This is a genomic window from Paraburkholderia phymatum (assembly GCF_040965635.1).
GTDB lineage: Bacteria > Pseudomonadota > Gammaproteobacteria > Burkholderiales > Burkholderiaceae > Paraburkholderia > Paraburkholderia phymatum_B.
Window position 1 is genome coordinate 239335 of the sequence record NZ_JBFRCH010000001.1, and the last position, 21550, is coordinate 260884.

Here is a 21550-nt window from a genome sequence, read left to right on the forward strand (position 1 = left end):
TGTCCTTCGTCAGTCCTTCTCGTTCCCGCGCGTAAGCAGTGCCGTCTCCGACAGATCGACTTCGCGCATCAGCTTGTTCATCGTGTCATCGTTGATCCGCAGGCTGCTGCGCATGTCGAGCAGCGTCGCGCGCTCGGCGCGCATCGCCGCGAGCTTCATCTGAAACTCCAGTGCTTCGCTGCGTCGCGCTTTGTCGGCGGGACCGATGTCATCGTCCAGCGTCGCGAGACGCCTGCGGTAAATGCTCATCACGCGCGCCGTCACATCGGCGGCATGCGCCGATGCCGCTTCGTCGAGGTCGGCCGTCAACGTTTCGTGCAATTCGTCGATCGCGCGAATCGCCGCCTGCGCGGCCTGGATGCGCGCCGCGCGTTCCTCGGCCGCATGCGGATCGGCGCGCCGCCGCGCGCCGTTCATCAGCAACGGCAAACCGGCCACGGCCACGACGAGCGACACGAGAATCACGCCCGACGCGATGAAGATCGCGAGATCGCGTCCCGGCAGCGGCTGCCCGTTCGACAACGCGACGGGCAATGACAGCACGCCCGCGAGCGTCACCGCGCCGCGCACGCCCGCGATCGTCGTCATCGATACGGTGCGCAGCCCTGGCACCGCGTTCGCGACGCCGTGCTTCGCCGCGCCGCGGCTCGCGAACCAGCGCAGCAGCCACACCCACACGAATCGCAGCGCGTAGAGCGCGACGGAAACGGCGGCGACATAGAGGATCAACCGCAACTCGGAGCCGCTCTGTTTCTCATGCGCATCGAGCAGCGCGCGGCCGATGATATGCGGAAGCTGAAGCCCGAGCAGAATGAAGACCATGCCGTTGAAGATGAACTCGATCATCGTCCACGTGACGCTCGCCCGCACGCGCGCCGACGCCGGGCTCGTGGTGGCGAACGTCGAGTAGTTCATCGTCATGCCCGCGGCGACGGCGGCGAGAATGCCCGAGAAGCCGAAGTGCTCGGCGAACAGATACGCGGCGAACGGAATCAGCATCGTCATCACGACGCCCGGAGCGGGGTCGCCTTCTTCCGTGAGATTGAGAAGGCGCGTCGATGCGTAGCTGAAGATCCAACTGACGGCCGCACCCGTCGCCAGTCCACCGAGCGCGATGATCACGAAGCTCACCGACGCATCGCGCAGCGAGAACACGCCCGTCAGCGCGGCGGCCACCGCGAACTTCAACGCGACGAGGCCCGACGCGTCGTTCATCAGCGCTTCGCCTTCGAGGATGTGCATCAGATGGTCGGGCAGCCGGTTGCGGCCAGCGATCCCCGACAGCGCGACGGCGTCCGTCGGCGAGAGCACGGCGGCGAGCGCGAAGGCGACGGGCAGCGGCATCGACGGCACCATCGCGTGAACGAAATAGCCGACGGCGACGACCGTCATAAACACGAGGCCGAGCGCGAGCATCAGGATCGCGCGGCGCTGCATGAAGAATTCGCGCTTGGGTATGCGCCATCCGTCCGCGAACAGCAGCGGTGGAATGAACAGCATCATGAAGAGCTCGGGATCGAACGTCACATGCAAGCCGAGGCGCGGCCACGCGAGCAGCGCGCCGAACGCGATCTGCACGAGCGGCAACGGCAGCCTGAACGGCACCAGCCGCACGACGACGCCGGAAGCGGCAACGGCGAGCAGCAGGATCAGAACGGTAAAGACGATATCCATCGGAAGCGGGATGTGGACAACAGGCGGAAGCGCGCGAAGCAGGGGCGAGGCTTCGAGGCGACGGTTCGCAACGGGACTTCGCAGCGGCACTTCGCAGCGGCACTTCGCAGCGCCACTTCGCGCGGCATGAAACACAAGGTACGGCAACTGCCGTCAGGCATTTCGGTCAGCAGGAAGTTTAGCCCGATCGTATGAATTCCCGCCGCGATCGTTGCAAGACGACCCAAAGGCACGCGCACCGCCACGGTGCATCGCACGCCCTGACGCGACGCATGCGCATCGCGCGCGGTGCAGCGCGGGACGCGGTCTTCGATGATACGTGCGGGACCGCGCGCATGGAGCTTGCTTATCATGAGCCGGTGACGCACATTTTGAGGACGGACGCCGCGCTTTTGCTTTCGCATTCGCGACGCGCGCGCCGCGAATGCGTGAGAGGACTGCATGACCATTGCGCAACAGGAAAGAACAGTGGTGCCGCACGGATTCGAGCTCAGCGTGACCTCGGGCCTGCAGCGCTATTCGGTGCAACACGGCGACCTGACGCTCACGAGCGTCTTTCAGCCGATATTCAGCCTCTCGCACATGCGTGCCGTGGGCTACGAAGGCCTGCTACGCGCGCACGACCCATTCGATCGCGCGGTGTCGCCCGTCGACGTATTCGGCGAGGCGGCTCGCGTCGGCGATGTGCTGCATGTGGACCGGCTCGCGCAGTCGCTGCATCTCGAGAACTTCAAGGTGCTCGGCGCCGAGCGCGAGTGGCTCTTTCTCAACGTTCATCCGGGCGTGCTGATCGACTCGTATCACTCGGCGGCGCTGCTTGCGAATCTGCGGCGGCTGAACCTGTCGCCGCGACGCATCGTGCTCGAAGTTCTCGAGCAGAGCGCGCAGGACATCGAGCGGCTCGCCGATGCCGTGCGCCAGTTTCGCGAGCGCGGCTTCCTGATCGCACTCGACGACTTCGGCGCAGGTCATTCGAACATCGAGCGCATCTGGCAGCTGAATCCCGATATCGTGAAGCTCGATCGCATCATGCTGTCGCATGCCGCGCATCGTGCGGACATGGCGTCGATCCTGCCGGGGCTCGTCGCGCTGCTGCACGAGGCGGGCAAGCTGGTGCTGATCGAAGGCGTCGAGACGGAGCACGAAGCGCATATGGCGCTCGCCTGCAACGTCGATTTCGTGCAGGGCTTTTACTTCGCGCGTCCGCATCCGGGGCTCGCCGACGCGGTGCATGCGGCGGCGTGCATCGGCGAGCTGACCGAGCGTTGCCAGTCGCAGGCGGAGGAGCGCGAGCGGCGCAACGCGTCGCGGCTTGCGCCGTACATTCGCGCATTCGAGCGCGCCGCGGAACGGCTCGCCGCCGGCGAACCGCTCGATGAAGTGTGCTGGAATTTTCTCGCGCTCGATCATGCGGCGCGCTGCTATCTGCTCGACGACAAAGGCCGGCAAGCGGGGCGCAACGTGGTGTTGCGCGCGGATCGCGCGACGCACGAAACGCGCTTTCTGCCGCTATCCGATGCGCAGGGCGCGAACTGGCTGCGTCGTCCGTATTTCCGCACGGCGATCGAGGCGCCCGAGCGCGTGCACGTGACGCGGCCCTATCTGTCGATCAACGAGGCGGTGCCGTGCGTGACGCTGTCGGTGGCGACGCAGATCGGCAACCGTACCTGCGTGCTGTGCGGCGACATCGACTGGTTCGAGGAGCCGCGCTTCTGAGATCATGTCGCTTTCATCACGAGATGACGCTCTGACATGACAAGCGAACGCGTGCTGCTCGAAGTGATCGCGACCACGCTCGCCGATGCGAAAGCCGCTGCACGCGGCGGCGCGGATCGGCTCGAACTCGTCACCGCGATGGGAGAGGGCGGGCTGACGCCGAGCATCGGTTTGATCGAGGCGATGGTGGTGGCCGTGCCGATTCCTGTGAACGTGATCGTGCGGCCGCATAGCCGTTCGTTCGTCTACGATGCCGGCGATTTCGCCGTGATGCTGCGCGACGTGCGCGCGGCGAAGTTGGCGGGCGCGAATGCCGTCGTGATCGGGATGCTGACGACGTCGCGCGAAGTGGACCGCGAAGGTTTGGCGCGCGTCGTCGAAGCCGCCGATGGCGTGCCCATCACGTTTCATCGCGCATTCGACGAAGCGCGCGATCTGCACGAAGCGCTCGATGTGCTGCTCGGCTTTGATGCCGTCACGAACGTGCTGACTTCTGGCGGCAAGGCTTCCGTGCTGGATGCGACCGCTGAAATCAGCGCGCTCGCGCGGCGTGCCGATCGGACGCATTGCACTGTGCTCGCGGGCGCAGGACTGACCGTCGATCGCGTCGCGGACTTCGTGCGCGATACGCAGGTGACAGCCGTTCACTTCGGCTCGGGCGTGCGTGTCGACGGCAAGGGCCTCGCACCCGTCGACGAACAAAAGGTGCGGCACGTGAGGGCCTTGCTCGACAGCGCGTGATTCGTGCTGCCAGTGTGTGCCGTGCTTAAACACTTATGCACGGCACACGCGTTCGATCATCGCATCACTTGGCGACGACCACGGGAATGCCGCGCAACGTGCCCGCGCCCTTCGCTTCTTCGAGCGCCGCGTCGACGGCCGCGCCCGTGGCCGCTTCGAGATGCAGGCGCGCGGCCAGTTCGCGCTCGCTGCGCTTCACCGCGGCGAGATTCGCCAGCTTCACGTGACCATAGCCGCGCACGCGGGCATGCAGATCCGCGAGTTTGACGATATCGTCGGCGGTGACGTTGTTGAGCAGCGCGAACGCACGCTGCATCGTCATTTCGTAGTCGGTGGAAAGCTCGCGTTCCATCCGCCGTTCGACGGTGCGGCCAAACGGGTCGAGCATCGTGCCGCGCAGGCCGCGCCACTTCGCCATTACGCCGAACACAGGCCACATCCATTGGCCGAACGCCTTCTTCTGCGGCTTCGCGCCGTGTCTTGCGCGTGAGATCGTCGGCGGCGCGAGATTGAACTTCACGCCGAAGTCCTTGCCCGCAACGCCTTCGAACTGCGCTTCCAATGCCGCGCGGAAAGCGGGATCGCTATGCAGGCGCGCGACCTCGTATTCGTCCTTCACAGCGAGCAGCCGATAGAACGTCGTCGCGACGGCGCGGCCCAAGCGCTCTGCCTGCTTGCCGACGAGTTTGCGTTCCGCCTGACGCGCCGCGCCGACCAGCGCGCGATAACGCTTCACGTAAGCCGCGCCGCCATAGGCGAGCAGCCGCGCTTCGCGGTCCGCGATCAATGCATCGAGCGTTTCAAGCGTTTCCAGCGATGCTGCAGGCTGCTGTATGGCGTGGCGCTGCGACCACAGCGCTTCGAGTCCGGCGGGATCGGCGGCGGCCAAGCGGCCAATCGAAAACGCGAGCTGATTCATCTGCACGGCGACGTTGTTCAGTTCGATCGCGCGCATCATCGCGGCGAACGAAACGGGCACGAGACCGAGTTGCCACGCGAAGCCGAGCATCAGGATGTTCGCGCCGATCGTGTCGCCGAGGAAGCGCGTCGCGAGCACTTGCGCATCGCACGACGACATGCGCTCTTCTCCCGCCGCGTGACGCATCTTGTCGAGCAACGCATCCGCATGCAGATTCGCGTCCGGGTTCTGCACGAATGACGCGTTCGGGATCGCGTGCGTGTTCACGACGATGCGCGTGCGGCCGTGACGCACGGTCTGCAACGCATCGGCGCTCGCGCCGACGACCATGTCGCAGGCGAGCAGCACGTCGGCCTGTTGCGTATCGATGCGCACCTGGTTGAGCCACTCGTCGCGCGCGGCGAAGCGCACGAACGACAGCACCGAGCCGCCTTTCTGCGCGAAGCCCATAAAGTCGAGCACCGACGCGCTCTTGCCTTCGAGATGCGCAGCCATGCTGATCAACGCGCCGACCGTCACGATACCCGTGCCGCCGACGCCCGTCACGAGAATGTCGTAAGGCGCGGCATCGAGTTGCGTCGCGGGCAACGGCAATGCATCGACGCGCGTGGCCAGCGCAGCCGCATCGAACACGACACCCGCCGCCTTCTTCAGCTTGCCGCCTTCGATCGTCACGAAGCTCGGGCAAAAGCCGTTCACGCACGAATAGTCCTTGTTGCACGACGACTGATCGATGCGGCGCTTGCGGCCAAGCGGCGTTTCGACGGGCTCGACGGACAGGCAGTTCGACTGCACGCCGCAATCGCCGCAGCCTTCGCACACTTCTTCGTTGATGAAGAGGCGCTTGTCCGGATCGGGAAACTCGCCTTTCTTGCGCCGGCGGCGCTTTTCAGCGGCGCACGTCTGGTCGTAGATCAGCACCGTCACGCCATCGATGTCGCGCAGTTCGCGCTGCACCCTGTCGAGTTCGCCGCGGTGGTGGAACGTCGTGCCCTTCGGGAAAAGGCCGTGATGGCCGTCGTATTTCTCCGGCTCATCGCTGACCACGACGAAATGCGATACGCCTTCCGCTTCGACCTGGCGCGCGATCTGCGGCACGGAGATGCTGCCGTCGACGGGCTGGCCACCCGTCATCGCGACGGCGTCGTTATAGAGAATCTTGTAGGTGATCGTCGCTTTGGCCGCGACCGCCTGGCGAATCGCGAGAATGCCCGAGTGGAAGTACGTGCCGTCGCCGAGATTCTGGAACACGTGGCGTGTCTTCGTGAACATCGAATGCGCGGCCCAGTCGACGCCTTCGCCGCCCATCTGGATCAGGCCCGTCGTGTCGCGCTCCATCCACGAAGCCATGAAGTGACAGCCGATGCCTGCCTGCGCGATCGACCCTTCCGGCACTTTCGTCGACGTGTTGTGCGGGCAGCCCGAGCAGAAATACGGCGTGCGCTTCACGGCATCGGCGGCATTCGAGAGAATTTGCGGCGCGACGAGATCGACCACGCGCTCGCGGCGGTCGAGCGCGGGCTTGTGCTTCGCGAGCCAGTTCGCGAACACGGGCAGAATGCGCGACGGACGCAATTCGCCGAGCGACGACAGCAGCATCGAGCCGTCCTCTGCATGCTTGCCGACGATCACAGGCCGCGCGCCTTCAGTGCGGTTGTACAGATAGTCCTTGATCTGCTGCTCGATGACGGGGCCCTTTTCCTCGATCACCAGCACTTCGGAAAGACCGGAGACGAATGCGTCGATGCGCGTCATTTCGAGCGGGAACGACAGGCCCACCTTGTAGATGCGCACGCCTGCCTTCTCCAGATCGGCGACGGTGAGATCGAGCCGGCGCAGCACTTCCATCAGGTCGAGATGCGCCTTGCCGCACGTGATGATGCCGACGTTCGCGTGCGGGCTCGGCGCAATCCATTTGTCGATGCTGTTCGCGCGCGCGAAGTGGCGCACGGCGTCGAGCTTCGCGTGCAGGCGCTGTTCGATCGTGAGGCTCGGCAGATCGGGCCAGCGGTTGTGCAGGCCGCCTGCGGGCGTACGAAAGCCTTCGGGCGTCGCCCATTGCGTTGGCAGCGCGTCGAGATCGACCGTCGAGCCCGATTCGACCGTCTCCGAAATCGCCTTGAAGCCGACCCACGCGCCCGAGTAGCGTGACAGCGCCCAGCCGTACAGGCCGAATTCGAGCATGTCGGCAACGTTCGACGGATTCACGACGGGCATATGCCACGCCATCATCGCGAAGTCACTCTGATGCGGCATCGACGACGATACGCAGCCGTGATCGTCGCCCGCGACGACCAGCACGCCGCCATGCTGCGACGAGCCGTACGCGTTGCCGTGCTTGAGCGCGTCGCCGGCGCGGTCGACGCCCGGGCCCTTGCCATACCACATCGCGTACACGCCATCGACAGTGCGCTCCGGGTCGGCTTCGACGCGCTGTGTGCCGAGCACCGCCGTGCCGCCCAGTTCCTCGTTGATCGCGGGCAGAAAGCGCACGTCGTTCGCGTCGAGCAGTTTCTTCGCCTTCCACAGCTGCTGATCGACCATGCCGAGGGGGGAGCCGCGATAGCCGCTGATGAAGCCGGCCGTGTTCAGGCCGCACTCGCGGTCTAGCTGGCGCTGCATCAGCGCGAGGCGCACGAGCGCCTGCGTGCCTGTCAGGAAGATACGGCCACGCGTGGCGGTGAGGTTGTCCGAGAGGCGGTAGTCGGCGAGTGCCGGGGTGCCGTCGATGGGCAGACGAGCGGTCATCGTGGAGTCTCCGTTGCTGTTATGCGTTTCGCCGCCGACAAATCGTGCTCGTTGCGTGCTCGTTGCGCGCTGGTTGCGCGCTGGTTGCCGCCGCGGCGAAAGAGACTCCATTCTTTCGCGTCAACCAGAGAGAATTCTTGCTACTTTTTGCGGATGGTCAATCACGGGCGAGAGGATTCCCGGCATTCCGCCTCGTTTTGAGATAGATCCACCGCTTCGGCAAAACGCGGCCTTTTTCGATGCTTTACGCGGGGCCTGGCGCGGCAGCTTTTGTTGGGATGTCTGGCCATTCGGATGAGGTTCGCGCGGCCCGCCGATGGGTTACGCTATGCCGACCGATGTGCACCGAAGGCATAGGGAGGGGCGATGAAACTGTATTACTGGCCGAAGACGCGGGCTTTTCGCGCGCTGTGGATGCTCGAAGAGATCGGCGCGCCGTATGAACTGGCGCGCGTGAACCTTCGCGCAGGCGAGCAGGACACGACCGATTTCCATCACATCAACCCGATGTGCAAGCTGCCCGCTCTCGACGACGACGGCGTGCAGGTCGCGGAATCGGGTGCGGTGCTGCTGTATCTCGCCGATCGTTTTCCGGAGTCGAAGGTCGGCGCGCCCATCGGCGATCCGTTGCGCGGGCGTCTTTTGCAATGGCTTTTCTTCACGCCCGGCTGCCTCGAACCGGCGATGGCCGAAAAGCTGACGGGCGCATCGGGCAATTCGTTCAGCTTCGGTTGGGGCAATCTGGAGCGCGTAAAGCTGGCGATCGACACGGCGCTCGACGAAGGCGAATGGCTGCTCGGCGAGCGCTTTACGGCCGCCGATCTGCTGCTGGCCAGCACATTGCAGATCGCGTTCGTCGCGAAGCTGCTCGAAGTGTCGGGGCGCATCGGCGAATACGTCGAGCGGGCAATGGCGCGCGACGCGCACGCACGGGCGATGGCCGTCGAGCAGCGGGAAATCGACGCGCTGAAACTGCAGCATTGAAATCCGTGTGCTGATCGGGCCTCGCGTTTCGTGACTTTCGTGACGAACCGTCAGCCCGTCGGCTGCTGCTGGATCTCGTGTGCCGAGAGCGGCACGACGTCGTCGAAATGCGTGTAATCGATATGGCTCACGCCGTTCTCTTCGCGGATCAGATCGACGAACCGGTGCTGCCAGCGGATGTCGTCGCTGGGCCACGAGAAGCGCGCCTGCATCGTCTGCGAGGTGTTTTCGTCGGAGCCTTCTATTGTGATCAGCAGCGACGCATCCTGTTCGGCGAGGCTCTCCGGCGTTTCGCCATACAGCGGGCTCGCTTCGTCGATCACGTGCATCAGGTTCCAGCCGAGGTAGAACATCGGCTGCTGGTCGCGCACGAGGCCGAGGTCGTAGATCCTGCGCAGCACGTAGCCTTCCGACGACTGCTCGACGCGCATCAGCCGCAGCCGCGCGCGAGCCTCGACGATCACGTTCTGCCTCGCGTTTGCAGTGCGCACCATCAGCGTCGTGCGTCCGTCGATGGGGCGCACGATCGCGTAACGCGAGAACATGATCTTGGCGCGCGGGCGCGAGAAGCGCGCAAAGATCAGACCTGTGGCGAGCGCGATGCCCGACATGCCGACGAAGATTTCGAGCGTCGCAATGAGGTGCGCGTATAGCGTCTGCGGATGCATGTCGCCATAGCCCACCGTCGCGAGCGTTTCGACGCTGAAGAAGAACGCGCCCGCGAAGCCTTTGGGGTTCTGGTTCGCAATGGACGCGCTGCCGAGTTCATACAGCGACCCGAAGAACGAGTTCAGCAGCAGGAACAGGACGGCGAGCGACACGAAGAAGACGGGCCAGCTGATCGTCAGCGCGCGGTGGTAGAGGTCCTGCCACACGCGCAGCGGCAGACCGTGCGCGACGACGACGTGCGAGCGCATGCGAATCTTCCGGTCGAGGAGTCGGCCTTTGTGTTGCGGGTGATCGTTGGGGTCGGGCGGGGTTGCGCTCATTCTTGTTCTGCTGACGTGGGTGTCCTGCAGCGTCACGGCGCACGCGTGCGGCACCCGCTGCCGCGCGTAGTGTAGCGCGTGAATCCGTTCGATACACGCAGCGTTGCTGTCACGCAAGCGCTACCTTGCGGCGCATCCGGCAGTGCCGCCAGGCTCAGTTCACAGGCGCGTCGGAGAAGACCTGCACGGGCCGAGACGCGTGCATCCAGACAACCGCCAGTTCGATCGCCGCGATGCGTGGTCTGTGCGGACCGCGCCGGCCGGCGCGATGCACGCGCGTCGAGTCAGGGAAATGTCCGCGGCTTCGGCACGCCCGCGCCGTGTTCGATATCCGCGACGGCTTGCTGATGCGCCGTCTCGATCGCTTCTGCCTCGGTTGCAAAACCCCCGTCGCCACCTACCGTGGTCCAGCGCTGCACGGGATGATCGCGATGCCGGATTTCGTACTCCGCGTCCCAGCGCGCGCCTTGAAGCTCGAGAGGACGTACGTGTATCGCATACACGCCGTAAAGGAAGAGCGGTTCTGCCATGATCGCCTCCGCCTGTTCAAGTCGAAATGGCCATCGGCGCGGCGCGCGGCGGACGCGCCACGTCTGCCTCGATGCATACAACCCGGCACATGAACCCAATACTTATAGTTCGATCTCGCCGAGGATTCTGTGGGCAAGTGCCTTCGCTTCTTCGAGCGCTTCGTCGGCCGTTGCCGAGGTGGCTTCGACTTCGTAGACCGTGTCCTCTGTCTCGTCGCCTTCGTCGCGCGAGAGCGAAACCACGCCCTGATACTTCCCGCCGTCCAAGGGGCGGGTCGTCGCCGTCGCCGTGTAGAGACCTTTGGTGTAGGTGACGTCCTCCATGATGCATCTCCTGCAAGGGGGAGATTCCATCGTAGCACGCGATTTCGACGCTCACATGTCGGTGCTTCCGGGGCGCGCTTGCGGCTCTCGCGCGCCATTGACCGCTCTTGCACGGACGGGTGAAGCAGCAGGTTCGGCGCGCGTTCTGGCGGCTTCCTGCGGCAACTTCTTCCGGATCAATCCTGCAGCAGCGATACCACTTCGTCGAGCGTCGGCGAATGCGCGCCCGAATGTCGACAGGCCGCCGCGCCCGCTGCGAGCGAGAACGCCAGATGCTCTTCCCATTTGCGCTGCGGCGCCGTCATCAGGCTGAACAGCAGGCCACCGATCGACGCGTCACCCGCGCCGACGGTATCGGCGACGGCCACGCGCGGCGGCTGCGCTTCGACGATGCGCTCACCGTCGATCAGCGTCGCCTTCTCCGCGCCGCGCGTGACGAGCACGATCGCCTTCGGGTTCATCGCGCGCAGTTGCGCGAGGGCGGACGCTTCGTCGTCGGTCCTGAACAGCAGGCGCAGGTCTTCGTCCGACACCTTGATCAGATCGGCGAGCGACGCCATGTGCCGCAGCGTCGGCTCGTAGCCGTGCTCCATCAGGTTGCGGTAGTTCGGATCGAAGCTGATCTTCACGCCGCGCGCGCGCAGGTCGGCCGCGAGCTTCGCGAGCGTCGCGCCGATCGGCTGACGCACGAGACTGATGCAGCCGAAGTGCGCCCACTTCACATGCGACATCCAGCCTTCCGGCAGCTTCGACGGATCGAACGCAAGGTCAGCGCTGTTGTCGCCCATGAAGAAGTACGCGGGCGGATGCGTCTGATGCACGACCGCGAGCAGCGGTGCGCGCTCGACGCGCTGCATGAAGCGCATGTCGAGACGGGCGGCCACGCTGGCATTCCACAGATCGTCGGAGAAGTTGTCGACGCCGAGCGAGCCGGCGCACGCCGTTGGCAGGCCGAGCCGCGCGACGGCGCGCGCGACGTTCCAGCCCGCGCCGCCCGGCACCGACAGCCACGTTGAAGGACCCGTGCGCACGAGATCGGTGAGGATATCGCCGGCGGATACGAAGTCGGGAAATTCGGGGCTTGCGCTCATGATGCTCACCGTACAGGGTTATTCGGACTTGCTGGAAGTCTGCAACGCGTGATGCAGCACTTCGTAGCATGCGCCCATCGTGTGGTAGTCGGTCTTGCCGGCCGGGCTCTTTTCGTCGCTGTACTTGCGGTTGTCGCACGTGAGGATGCGATACCACGCGCCATAGCGATGATCGACGAAGTGCGTCCAGCTATAACGCCAGATCTCCTCGTACCAGTCCCAGAAGCGCTCGTTGCCCGTGCGCTTGCCGAGCAGCGCCGCCGTCGCGAACGTTTCGGCCTGCACCCAGAAGTACTTGTCGTGATCGCAGACTGTGCGGTCCGGGCCGAAGCCATAGTAGAGGCCGCCGTGATCGTGGTCCCACGCGTGGGTCATCGCCGCGTCGAACAGTTCGATCGCGCGCGGCAGCAGCCACGGCAGCGGACGATGCCGTTCGAGAATCAGCAGCAGCTTCGCCCATTCGGTCTGGTGTCCGGGCTGGAAACCCCACGGACGGAAGATGTTCGAGCTGTCTTCCTCGTTGTAGTGCCAGTCCACCGACCAGTCCGCGTGAAAGTGCTCCCACACGAGCCCTTGCGAGAGCTTCGCCTGGCGCAGCGTGATATTCGTCGCGACGCGCTCGGCGCGGTCGAGATACACGAGATGGCCGGTCGCTTCGTAGGCGGCGAGCAGCGCCTCCGTCGTGTGCATGTTCGCGTTCTGGCCGCGATAGGTACTCACGCGCCAGTCGGCCGTGGCTTCGTCGGCGTAGAGACCCGTTGCCGCGTCCCAGAAGCGGTGTTCCATCAGTTCGAACGTTGCGGCGATCATCGGCTTCGCTTCTTCGATGCCCGCCATCGCCGCATGCGCATACGCGAGCAGCACGAACGCAAGGCCGTAGCAGTGGCGCGTCGCGTCGAGCGTGCGCTTGTGGCCGTCGCGCCAGTCGATCTCCCAGTCGTAGCCCTGATGATGCGGGTCCCAGTGGCCGTCGCGCAGAAATTTCAGGCCATGCTGCGCGTATTCCAGATGTTGCGGATCGCCGAACTGACGGTACGCCATTGCATAGTTGAAGACGAAGCGGCAACTGCTGACGAGGTGGCGCGTCGCGCGGTTGTAGATCGTGCCGTCGTCGCGAAAGAAGTGGAAGAAGCCGCCGCTCGCGTCGAGCACGTTCGGCGCGTAGAAGCGCAGCGTGTCCTCGATGTGCGGCAGCAGGAAAGCGCTGTCGCGGAAGCTCGCGACGGGCGGCGCCTTGTGGTTGGCGTTGTCGTTCGAAAGAGTCGTGTCGGGTTGTTTCATGGCGTATTCACCGAAGTGCTGGCACGGACAACGAGTTGGACAGGTACGCGTATATCGAGTGCGGACGGCGCATCTTCGAGCAGGAGTTCGACGCCGCGGCGGCCGAGCGCTTCCTTGTCGACGGCGATCGTCGTGAGGGGCGGGCGCGCGTGCGCGGCGGCGGGAATGTCGTCGAAGCCGACGATCGCGATGTCCTCGGGCACGCGCAGGCCGCGCGCGAGACACACGCGCAGCGCGGCGAGCGCGGCGAGATCGTTGTACGCGAAGACGGCATCGGGGCGCGGGCCGGGACGGTCGAGCAACTGCTCCATCGCGAGCGCGGCGCCTGCGTCGGGGTCGAGGCCCGCGTCGATCGTCAGTTCGAGCGACGGATCGAACAGCAGTCCCGCTTCGAAGAACGCGCGCCGGTAGCCGAGCGCGCGCTGCGCGATGCTGTAGTGCGCGAGCGAGCCGCCGATGAACGCGACACGCGTGCGCTTCTGCGCGAACAGATGCTGCATCGCAAGCGCCGCGCCCGCCTGGTTGTCGAGATTCACCGAGCGCAGATTGGGCGCCCACAGATCGATCAGCACGAGCGGGCGCTGCATCGCGGCGAGCGTCGCGAGCGTTTCCGGCTCGACGAAGCCCGCGACGGCGATCGCATCGGGCGCATGCAGGCGCATCTGCTGGACGATGTCCTCGGTCGGACCCGCCGTCAGCACGGACGGGACGATGCCGCGTTCGCGGCAAGCGTCTTCGACACCATGCAGCACATGAGAGAAGAACGGGCTGACCGCGAAGTTGTTGTGATGCCGATGCAGCAGGAACGTGAGCCGGCGAATGCGCGGGCGCAGTTGCGCGGAGTCGTAGCCGAGCCGGCGCGCCGTTTCGACGATGCGTTCGCGCGTCGATTCCGACAGCCCCGGCTGGTTCTTCAGTGCTCGCGAGACTGTGCCGATCGATACGCTGGCTGCGCGGGCGACGTCGCGGATCGTTGTTGCCATCGAAAGAAGCGGCCGTGCACAGACGCGCCGCAGCGAGTTCAGGTTCCGGTGATTGTATAGTAAAACATCGCTCCTAAACCCCCATTGGCGGGCATTCGATACGCGTAGATACCCGTATATAGGCTTACTAGAGGCTAATCATTTGTTTAGTAAAATACGCTAAACGATCCTTCGAATCACCAGTTGGCGTGGCTTGCCGGATATTCCGACGGCAGTAATCGCGCGTGATGGAGCGAGCTTGCCGATGGCTCGATGCGAGATGAATCAGGCAATGGGGCACGGGCAGTCGGCGCCTTGCGTGAAGGTGACGGCTCGTGATGACAGAAGAATGTCGGCCCAATGGATGTCGACCCGGATGTCGACCCAACAGGGCAGTCGTGCCGGGCGCGCGTTGCTGCTGCGGCGACGTTTTGACGCGAAATGTCAGTTGCTTCGAAGGTCAGTCGACGGTGGCCGCCGTCCGTCCTCGCAGCAGCGCCTGGCTTTCCTCGAATCCGATCAGCACCAGGCCGGACGCCTCGCTCTTAGCGCGGCGTTTGGCGAGCGCCGCGACTGACGCAATGTCCTCGCTGCTATGCAGCGCCAAGCCCGTCTGCGGCTCGACGTGCACGCAGCCGATCGCCATCGTCACGAAGCCGAAGAACGTCGGATTGCCGCGGCGGTCCTCGCCGTGGATGCCGCCTGCAAGCCGGTCGGCGGGCGCGTAGAAGCGCTGCGCGCCTTCGTTGAACACGTGGATCGCGCGTTGCGCGCGCTCGCGCCAGTCGTCGCTCTGGAACAGGATCAGGAAGTCGTCGCCGCCGACATGTCCGAGAAAGTCGCGCGTCGGATCGCAGACCTCCGCCAGTACGTGCGCGGCGAACTTAAGCACTTCGTCGCCCTGCCAGTAGCCGTACTGATCGTTGAAGGGCTTGAAGTGATTCAGGTCCACGTAGCACGCGTAGAAGCCCGAGTCGTTGCCGAGCAGCCGCCTGATGTGCGAGCTGATGGGGATGTTGCCGGGCAGGAAGGTGAGCGGATTCGCGTAGCGAGCCGCCTCGATGCGCACCTCCGTCACTGCGCGCACGAGGCTCTCGCCCGTGCCGAGTCCGACGTAGCGGCCCTGATCGGTGATCACGAAGCCGTCCGCGAGGTAGCGCTGGTCGTCGCTGGCGAGCAGCTTCGCCATGTCCTCGACCGTCATCGACTTTTCGATCACGACGGGCGACGCATTCGCGAACAGCATGCACGGCCGCTTGCCGAAGAGTTCGCGGTGATAGGGCAGCGCGTAGCGGTCCATGAACGCGCGGCGGTTGATCAGCGCGACGGGCTCGTTGTGCTCGACGACGGCGACCGCGTGCAGGTTCGGCATGCGGTTGAACAGTTCGAGGACGTCGTTGTTCGTCGCGTGGCGCGGCAGCGCGGGCGCGTGCACGATCATTTTCGCGGACGCCATGCCGCCCGAAGGCGATGCACTGACCGCGCGCGTCGCTTCGGGGAACACGGCGATGTGGCCGGCGCGCAGCGCTTCGCGGGCGTCGTCGGCGACGGCGCGCGGCGGGCGCGCATGCGGCTTGCCGAAAAAATAGCCCTGCCCGCAGCCAATGCCCATGTCGCGCACGACGATCAGATCGGCTTCCTTTTCGATGCCCTCGGCCACCAGCCGCGCGCCGCTCGCCGCGGCGAAATGCTGCATCGCCTTGACGGCCTCGAACTTGAGTGGATCGCTCGCGATGTCGTGAATGAAAAAGCGGTCGATCTTCACGACGTCCGGCTGCAGGCGCACCCACAGGTTCATGCTCGCGTTCGCCGTGCCGTAGTCATCTAGCGCGAACTGCGCACCCGCCATGCGCAACACGGAGATCGCGGGCAGAAAGCTCGCGACGTCGGGGATCGCGCTCTGCTCGGTCAGCTCGATCACGATCCGTTCGGCCTCGACGCCCATGTTTCGCAACATCACGAACGTGCTCTCGCGGTCGTCGGCCAACTGGCGGATCGCGCCCGCGCTGAAGTTCAGGAACAACTTGCCCTCGTACCCGAGTTGCGCGAACGCCTCGATGCAGGTCCGCGCGGCCGCGCGTTCCAGCGCGATCACGCTGCCTTCGGCTTCAGCTTGAGCGAACAGCGCGTATGGCGCTTCCAGCGGCGTGCCGATCGGTCCGCGAATCAGGCCCTCATAGCCGAGAATCGCGCCGTCGTCGAAATCGACGATGGGCTGGAAGACGGCAGACAGGTCGCGCTGCGCGATCAGGTCTTCGATGCGCGGCGCTACGGTAGGAGGGGACGAGCGTTGGGACATGACAAACGACGGGAGCATTCGACCGTCGGCATATCGGCATTATTCATCTGAAAATTAAGTGAATTTTTAGTGACAGACGACGCCGCATGTAGTGCGCGACGGAGGCGCTTTCACGATTCGTAGAGGGGCGCAAAAGGGGCGCGAATTCGCGCGTTTGTCCTATGACATTCTGCCGAGGCGACAGCGTGCAAGCGGCGCGCTGAAATAACGAAACGCCAACGAAAAAGCCGCCCGGAGGCGGCCTTCACGACATGCACTCAGGGAGAGCGCTTATGAATCACATCTTGTATGAATCGCACGTGGGCCTAGCGACGCGCAACAGCGGCTGTCGCGCCTTTCTTCGCGGCGCGCTTCTCGGCGCTGGTGTCGCGCGCGCCCCAGCGTTGCGCGAGCGCGGCGCAGACCATCAGCTGGATCTGATGGAACAGCATCAGCGGCAGCACGACGGCGCCAACCGCGTGCGTCGCGAAAATGACCTTGGCCATCGGCACGCCGGACGCGAGACTTTTCTTCGAGCCACAGAAGATGGTCGTGATCTGGTCGGCGCGGCTGAATCCGAGGCGCTTGCTGACGATCATCGTCGCGAGAAGCGCGAGCGCGAGCAGTACTACGCACACGACCAGCAGCCCACCCAATGCGGCGAGCGGAATCTGATGCCACAGCCCTTCGTTGACGGCCTCGCTGAACGCCGCATACACGACAAGCAGAATCGAGCCCTGGTCGACGAATTTCAGCACGGCGCGGTTGCGCTCGATCCATCCGCCGATCAACGGCCGCAGCAACTGCCCGGCGACGAACGGCACGAGCAGTTGCAGCACGATATTCCACACCGTATGCCAAGGCGAACCGCCGCTCGCCGCTTGGCTCGTTACGATCAGGCTGACGAGGGCGGGTGTGATGAAGATGCCGAGCAGGCTGGAGGCCGACGCGCTGCATACGGCTGCGGGCACGTTGCCTTTCGCAATCGACGTGAACGCGATCGAAGACTGAACCGTCGACGGCAGCGTGCAGAGGAAGAGGATGCCGGCGTAGAGCGCGGGCGTGACGAGCGGCGAAAGAAGCGGTTTGAGTACGAGCCCGAGTATCGGAAACAGCGCGAACGTGCTTAGTAGCACGACGATGTGCAGCCTCCAGTGCGTCGCGCCGGCGATGATCGCCTCGCGCGACAGCTTCGCGCCGTGCAGAAAGAACAGCAGCCCGACCGCGATGTCCGTGACCCAGTTGAACGCCTTCGCGGCCTGGCCGTGAACGGGCAACAGACTCGCGAATATCACGGTGCCGATCAGGCAGAGCGTGAAATTGTCGGGAAGGAGTTTCGGACGGGCCATCTTTCAAATCTCGTGCTGAGCAGGCGGTTGCCTTGCCGTTGCCGGCAGGCGAACGCCAAAGGACTATTGTCAACGGAAAGCGATTAAAAAAGCAAATTCATTTGCCGAATTGATTAATTACCGAAACGCATGAAACTTGGGCGTCGTGGGAATGATTGCGCGCGCATCGGGATGGCGGGGGAGCGCCGATTTTCGATATCGGCAATTGTCCGCACGTCCCGTTTCGGGGTGCGTTTGGAGCGTTAACGTTCAGACGAATTCAGGTGTTCGAACAACTTCTTTTCAGCGCCTTTTCGGAGGGTTCTGCAAGTTATCTGTGGTGAAAAAACGTCGCAGTAACAATGCGTTACAAGAGTGCCGCAGACCTAACATTTTTTGGCTCGACACCCCTTTGGGGGGCCAATAAATTACTGTTCGAAGGCCGTTGGGACATCGCGCGTGGCAAGTGTTGCCGCGCCGCCGCGCCAGTCCCGGAACAAGCCCAGCCGTAGCTCGAACGGCGGGCTTTCAGGTGGATCGTCGGGCAGGTGAAACATGGTGCATGTAGGGCTGTCGAGGATCAAATGGTGGGGGATGTGTGCGCTGGTCGTTGCGCTGACTTCGCTTGCTTACGCGAAGCCACCGTTCCCGTCGCATGAAGGGCATGGCTTCTTCTTCGGCGGCGGTGCGACTCATCGCGACTCATCGTTTGGCGGCCCTGTCCGCGCAAACCAGGTGCTGCGCGCAAACGTTTCGCGTGACGTGGCTCACGGCAGCCGGTATGCAAGAAACGACACGCAGCGCGTGCGCGTCAACGCGACGAGCCGAGCGGGCACGAGCGACGCGTATGCCGGCCACATCGGCGGCAGCGCGAGCCGTGACACCATGCAACGCATGACGCTTCCGTATGACGTCTACCGCAACCGTCCGTCGGCGCAATACGTCGGCACGCAATACGCCGGCGCGATCACGCCCATCAGCACCGATTCGCGTCCCGTGCCGCGACCACCTGCCAATGCGCAATCGGCGCATGTCGGCTCCATCCGCGACGACGTTGCGCGATACAACGAAGAACGCGGCGTCTCTCGTCAGATTCCCCGTCCTCCCGCCGACTCGCGCATTCCGGCGCCGTCGCCGTATCGCAACTGAGCTTTTCTTCCCCCCGTCAGTCCTGTCGCGCATTTCGGCCCTACTCATAAGGCTGGATCGGATTCTCGTTCTCGCTCCCGGCCGTCTCCGGCCTCCTCTCGTCCCGAGCGAATCATTCACGCTGATGTGACGTAGGTACGCCACATATTTTTGAAATCGCTCGTCAGCGTTCACCGTTTCGTCATCAAATCTCGTCTTCGTTGCGGCAGCGCGTCATGGTGCAGCGGATGCGCTTCGCTTCGTTCCCGGTACTGTAGAATCCGCGCGCCTCAAGGCCAGCGCGCAGGTTTGCGGCATTGCGGAAACAAGATGCGTCGGCAACGGATATCAGGCCGAAAGTCGACCAAACTATCCAGTCCGATATACCGGCAATAAGTACAGCTATTTTTGTCCGCAAAAATGGTCCGCAAAGATTTGTCCAGCCCAGATTGGCTCGACGATTCAGACGGATAACAGACACGGACCGGCGAGCGCCCCGCCGCACAGCCACACCCTTTTTGACAAAGACAGGAGAACCCATGAAAACATCCGTCAGCCGTGCGCTGAGAACAACCTTGAAGGCGGGCGCCGTCGGCGCATTGCTGGCCGCCGCGTCGGCTTCGTCGTTCGCGCAGTCGAGCGTGCAGCTTTATGGCCAGGTCGACGAATGGGTCGGCGCAACGAAGTTTCCGGGCAGCCAGACGGCGTGGAACGTGTCGGGCGGCGGCATGTCGACGTCGTACTGGGGAATCAAAGGTTCGGAAGACCTGGGCAACGGCTACAAGGCGATCTTTACGCTGGAAGACTTCTTCCGCGCGCAGAACGGCAAGTTCGGCCGCTTCGACGGCGACACCTTCTTCGGCCGTAACGCGTATGTCGGCGTCGAGTCGCCGTTCGGCACGGTGACGGCGGGCCGTCTGACCACGCACCTGTTCGTGTCGACGATCCTGTTCAACCCGTTCATCGACTCGTACGTCTTCTCGCCGATGGTCTACCACGTGTTCCTCGGCTTGGGCACGTTCCCGACCTACACGACGGACATGGGCGTGGTCGGCGATTCCGGCTGGAACAACGCGATCCAGTACTCGACGCCGGACTTCAACGGCCTGTCGGGCAGCGCGATGTACGCGTTCGGCAATACGGCCGGCCAGAACGGCTCGAAGAAGTACAGCGCGCAGTTCCTGTACTTCCATGGTCCGTTCGCGGCGACGGGCGTCTATCAGTACGTCAACTTCAACAGCACGCCGGCCGACCTCGGCTCGCTGGTCGCAGGTCTGAAGAGCCAATCGGTTGCGCAGCTCGGCCTGTCGTACGACCTGAAGTTCGTGAAGTTCTACGGCCAGTACATGTACACGAAGAACGACCAGGACGTCGGCAGCTGGCACGTGAACACCGCGCAAGGCGGCGTGTCGGTGCCGCTCGGCACGGGTACCGTGATGGCGTCGTACGCATACTCGCGCGATGCGGGCGGCCTCGACCAGATGCACCAGTCGGCGGCCATCGGCTACGACTACCCGCTGTCCAAGCGCACAGACGTGTATGCGGCCTACCTCTACGACAAGTACACGAGCCAGTCGTCGGGCTATACGGCCGGCGTCGGCATCCGCGCGAAGTTCTGATCGGCGCACTTCGGCGCACATCGGCGCATTACTCGTCGAAATCGGCGGCGACGTCTTCGAGGCGTCTATCCGCGAGGCCCTGCCTTCTTCACGGAAGGCGGGGCCTTTTTCCAGGCGATACCGCGCGGCCGCGCATTGTCGACGGCTCCTTGATAAAGTCCCGGGAATCAGCCCCATTCATTCCTGTTCCGAGCGACCGCCATGGATACCCTCGTCAGCATGAAAGTGTTTCGCCACGTCGTCGAGGTCGGCAGCTTTGTCGGTGCGGCGGAGAAGATGGACATGTCCGCGGCGATGGCGAGCAAGCACGTGATGCATCTCGAACAGCAGTTAGGCGCGCGCCTGCTGAACCGGACCACGCGCCGCGTCGCGCCGACGGAAGCCGGGCGCGAGTACTACGAGCGGCTGAGTCAGGTGCTGACCGAACTGGACGAAGCCGAGCAGGCGGTCGGCGCGGCGAGCGTCGTGCCGCAAGGGCGGCTGCGCGTGTCGTCGTTGTCGGCGTTCGGCCTGCGTCACGTGATGAGCGCCGTTGCCGACTATGCAACGCAGCATCCGCAAGTCACCGTCGATATCACGTTGTCGGATCGCGTGGTGGAACTGATCGACGAAGGCTTCGACGTCGCGATCCGCGCGTCGCCGACGGGGCTCAAGTCGTCGTCGCTGATCGCGCGGCAGGTGGCGACGGCGCATCTCGTGCTGTGCGCATCGCCGGAATACATCGAGCGGCACGGCGCGCCGAAGCGTGTCGCCGATCTGGCCGCGCACAACTTCATCGAGTACGCGGGCGTGTCCGCGCTGGAACTGGTGGCGGGCGCGAACGCGGGCAATTCGCGCGTGAAAGTGTCGGGCAATCTGATCGTCAATCATCTGGAAGCGCAGCGCGTCGTGGTGTTGCAGGGCGCGGCGCTCGCGCTGCTCGGCACGGAAGTAATCGGCGACGATCTGGCCGAGGGCCGTCTCGTGCCGCTGCTCGTCGACGAACTGCCGCCGCGCGAGCTGCCGATTCATGTCGTGTACGCGAGCCGCCGGCATCTGTCTGCGAAGGTGCGTTCGTTTGTCGATTTCATCGCCGAGCGCTTCGCCAGCGAGACGCTCTGGCCGACGCTCGATCAGATTCGCGCGCTGGCGGTGCGGTGAGTTCTCGAATGCGGGCGGAGCGGCGACGGATCGGGCTCTGCTGAACGCCGCCCGGGCGATCGGGTCGTATCGCTATACTGGTTGCAGGCAGTACCCGC

At 64.4% G+C, this 21550-nt stretch carries 17 protein-coding genes; 6 read left to right on the forward strand and 11 right to left on the reverse strand.

Features of this window, described 5'->3' with window-relative positions:
* Positions 1–9: 9 nt before the first annotated feature.
* Positions 10–1674 carry a Na+/H+ antiporter gene (locus tag AB4Y32_RS01070; protein ID WP_368719566.1) on the reverse strand — a complete coding sequence of 555 codons (1665 nt, stop codon included), beginning with the start codon at positions 1672–1674 and terminating at the stop codon, positions 10–12.
* A gap of 441 nt (positions 1675–2115) precedes the next feature.
* On the opposite strand from AB4Y32_RS01070, the gene AB4Y32_RS01075 reads away from it, so the two are divergent.
* Both AB4Y32_RS01075 and AB4Y32_RS01080 read left to right on the forward strand, forming a co-directional pair.
* Positions 2116–3390: an EAL domain-containing protein gene (locus AB4Y32_RS01075; protein ID WP_368719567.1), complete on the forward strand. Its 1275-nt coding sequence runs from the start codon at positions 2116–2118 to the stop codon at positions 3388–3390.
* A 36-nt stretch (positions 3391–3426) separates the two neighbouring features.
* Positions 3427–4131 (forward strand): copper homeostasis protein CutC, encoded by a 705-nt coding sequence (locus AB4Y32_RS01080; protein WP_368719568.1) that lies wholly within the window; start codon positions 3427–3429, stop codon positions 4129–4131.
* Positions 4132–4195: 64 nt separating this feature from the next.
* On the opposite strand, the gene AB4Y32_RS01085 is transcribed toward AB4Y32_RS01080, so the two are convergent.
* Positions 4196–7798: an indolepyruvate ferredoxin oxidoreductase family protein gene (locus tag AB4Y32_RS01085; RefSeq protein WP_368719569.1), complete on the reverse strand. Its 3603-nt coding sequence runs from the start codon at positions 7796–7798 to the stop codon at positions 4196–4198.
* A gap of 366 nt (positions 7799–8164) precedes the next feature.
* Between AB4Y32_RS01085 and AB4Y32_RS01090 the strand changes: the two genes are divergently transcribed.
* Entirely contained in the window at positions 8165–8782 is a 618-nt protein-coding gene (locus AB4Y32_RS01090; RefSeq protein WP_368719570.1) for a glutathione S-transferase family protein, read from the forward strand.
* Between the two features lie 50 nt (positions 8783–8832).
* On the opposite strand, the gene AB4Y32_RS01095 is transcribed toward AB4Y32_RS01090, so the two are convergent.
* The 8 genes from AB4Y32_RS01095 to AB4Y32_RS01130 form a co-directional block, all read right to left on the reverse strand.
* Positions 8833–9771 (reverse strand): ion channel, encoded by a 939-nt coding sequence (locus tag AB4Y32_RS01095; RefSeq protein WP_368719571.1) that lies wholly within the window; start codon positions 9769–9771, stop codon positions 8833–8835.
* A 284-nt stretch (positions 9772–10055) separates the two neighbouring features.
* Positions 10056–10301, reverse strand: a complete 246-nt coding sequence (locus tag AB4Y32_RS01100) for a hypothetical protein (protein WP_152761636.1) — start codon at positions 10299–10301, stop codon at positions 10056–10058.
* Between the two features lie 102 nt (positions 10302–10403).
* Positions 10404–10625 (reverse strand): hypothetical protein, encoded by a 222-nt coding sequence (locus AB4Y32_RS01105; protein WP_087734270.1) that lies wholly within the window; start codon positions 10623–10625, stop codon positions 10404–10406.
* 176 nt (positions 10626–10801) lie between these two features.
* Positions 10802–11716 (reverse strand): carbohydrate kinase, encoded by a 915-nt coding sequence (locus tag AB4Y32_RS01110; protein ID WP_368719572.1) that lies wholly within the window; start codon positions 11714–11716, stop codon positions 10802–10804.
* 18 nt (positions 11717–11734) lie between these two features.
* Positions 11735–12997 carry an AGE family epimerase/isomerase gene (locus AB4Y32_RS01115; RefSeq protein ID WP_368719573.1) on the reverse strand — a complete coding sequence of 421 codons (1263 nt, stop codon included), beginning with the start codon at positions 12995–12997 and terminating at the stop codon, positions 11735–11737.
* A complete protein-coding gene (locus AB4Y32_RS01120) occupies positions 12994–13980 on the reverse strand; it encodes a LacI family DNA-binding transcriptional regulator (RefSeq protein WP_368719574.1) in 987 nt (328 codons plus the stop codon). Before AB4Y32_RS01120 ends, AB4Y32_RS01115 begins: the two co-directional genes overlap by 4 nt.
* Before the next feature lie 439 nt (positions 13981–14419).
* Positions 14420–16258: an EAL domain-containing protein gene (locus AB4Y32_RS01125; RefSeq protein WP_368719575.1), complete on the reverse strand. Its 1839-nt coding sequence runs from the start codon at positions 16256–16258 to the stop codon at positions 14420–14422.
* A 305-nt stretch (positions 16259–16563) separates the two neighbouring features.
* Positions 16564–17586, reverse strand: coding sequence for a bile acid:sodium symporter family protein (locus AB4Y32_RS01130; RefSeq protein WP_368719576.1), 1023 nt, complete (start codon positions 17584–17586; stop codon positions 16564–16566).
* A 534-nt stretch (positions 17587–18120) separates the two neighbouring features.
* On the opposite strand from AB4Y32_RS01130, the gene AB4Y32_RS01135 reads away from it, so the two are divergent.
* Positions 18121–18714, forward strand: coding sequence for a hypothetical protein (locus tag AB4Y32_RS01135; protein WP_368719577.1), 594 nt, complete (start codon positions 18121–18123; stop codon positions 18712–18714).
* Between the two features lie 184 nt (positions 18715–18898).
* Here AB4Y32_RS01135 and AB4Y32_RS01140 read toward each other — a convergent pair whose 3' ends face one another.
* Complete coding sequence (locus AB4Y32_RS01140) at positions 18899–19234, reverse strand: hypothetical protein (RefSeq protein WP_368719578.1); 336 nt, start codon at positions 19232–19234, stop codon at positions 18899–18901.
* Between AB4Y32_RS01140 and AB4Y32_RS01145 the strand changes: the two genes are divergently transcribed.
* Both AB4Y32_RS01145 and AB4Y32_RS01150 read left to right on the forward strand, forming a co-directional pair.
* On the forward strand, positions 19233–20312 hold the full coding sequence (locus AB4Y32_RS01145; RefSeq protein WP_368719579.1) for a porin: 1080 nt from the start codon (positions 19233–19235) through the stop codon (positions 20310–20312). The genes AB4Y32_RS01140 and AB4Y32_RS01145 overlap by 2 nt on opposite strands.
* Before the next feature lie 201 nt (positions 20313–20513).
* Positions 20514–21452: a LysR family transcriptional regulator gene (locus tag AB4Y32_RS01150; RefSeq protein WP_368719580.1), complete on the forward strand. Its 939-nt coding sequence runs from the start codon at positions 20514–20516 to the stop codon at positions 21450–21452.
* The last annotated feature ends 98 nt before the right edge of the window (positions 21453–21550 follow it).

Excerpts from the sequence above, each read along its gene's own strand:
- AB4Y32_RS01070 (WP_368719566.1), bottom strand. The coding sequence starts at position 1,674 with ATGGATATCGTCTTTACCGTTCTGATCCTGCTGCTCGCCGTTGCCGCT.
- AB4Y32_RS01075 (WP_368719567.1), top strand. The coding sequence starts at position 2,116 with ATGACCATTGCGCAACAGGAAAGAACAGTGGTGCCGCACGGATTCGAG.
- AB4Y32_RS01080 (WP_368719568.1), top strand. The coding sequence starts at position 3,427 with ATGACAAGCGAACGCGTGCTGCTCGAAGTGATCGCGACCACGCTCGCC.
- AB4Y32_RS01085 (WP_368719569.1), bottom strand. The coding sequence starts at position 7,798 with ATGACCGCTCGTCTGCCCATCGACGGCACCCCGGCACTCGCCGACTAC.
- AB4Y32_RS01090 (WP_368719570.1), top strand. The coding sequence starts at position 8,165 with ATGAAACTGTATTACTGGCCGAAGACGCGGGCTTTTCGCGCGCTGTGG.
- AB4Y32_RS01095 (WP_368719571.1), bottom strand. The coding sequence starts at position 9,771 with ATGAGCGCAACCCCGCCCGACCCCAACGATCACCCGCAACACAAAGGC.
- AB4Y32_RS01100 (WP_152761636.1), bottom strand. The coding sequence starts at position 10,301 with ATGGCAGAACCGCTCTTCCTTTACGGCGTGTATGCGATACACGTACGT.
- AB4Y32_RS01105 (WP_087734270.1), bottom strand. The coding sequence starts at position 10,625 with ATGGAGGACGTCACCTACACCAAAGGTCTCTACACGGCGACGGCGACG.
- AB4Y32_RS01110 (WP_368719572.1), bottom strand. The coding sequence starts at position 11,716 with ATGAGCGCAAGCCCCGAATTTCCCGACTTCGTATCCGCCGGCGATATC.
- AB4Y32_RS01115 (WP_368719573.1), bottom strand. The coding sequence starts at position 12,997 with ATGAAACAACCCGACACGACTCTTTCGAACGACAACGCCAACCACAAG.
- AB4Y32_RS01120 (WP_368719574.1), bottom strand. The coding sequence starts at position 13,980 with ATGGCAACAACGATCCGCGACGTCGCCCGCGCAGCCAGCGTATCGATC.
- AB4Y32_RS01125 (WP_368719575.1), bottom strand. The coding sequence starts at position 16,258 with ATGTCCCAACGCTCGTCCCCTCCTACCGTAGCGCCGCGCATCGAAGAC.
- AB4Y32_RS01130 (WP_368719576.1), bottom strand. The coding sequence starts at position 17,586 with ATGGCCCGTCCGAAACTCCTTCCCGACAATTTCACGCTCTGCCTGATC.
- AB4Y32_RS01135 (WP_368719577.1), top strand. The coding sequence starts at position 18,121 with ATGGTGCATGTAGGGCTGTCGAGGATCAAATGGTGGGGGATGTGTGCG.
- AB4Y32_RS01145 (WP_368719579.1), top strand. The coding sequence starts at position 19,233 with ATGAAAACATCCGTCAGCCGTGCGCTGAGAACAACCTTGAAGGCGGGC.
- AB4Y32_RS01140 (WP_368719578.1), bottom strand. The coding sequence starts at position 19,234 with ATGGGTTCTCCTGTCTTTGTCAAAAAGGGTGTGGCTGTGCGGCGGGGC.
- AB4Y32_RS01150 (WP_368719580.1), top strand. The coding sequence starts at position 20,514 with ATGGATACCCTCGTCAGCATGAAAGTGTTTCGCCACGTCGTCGAGGTC.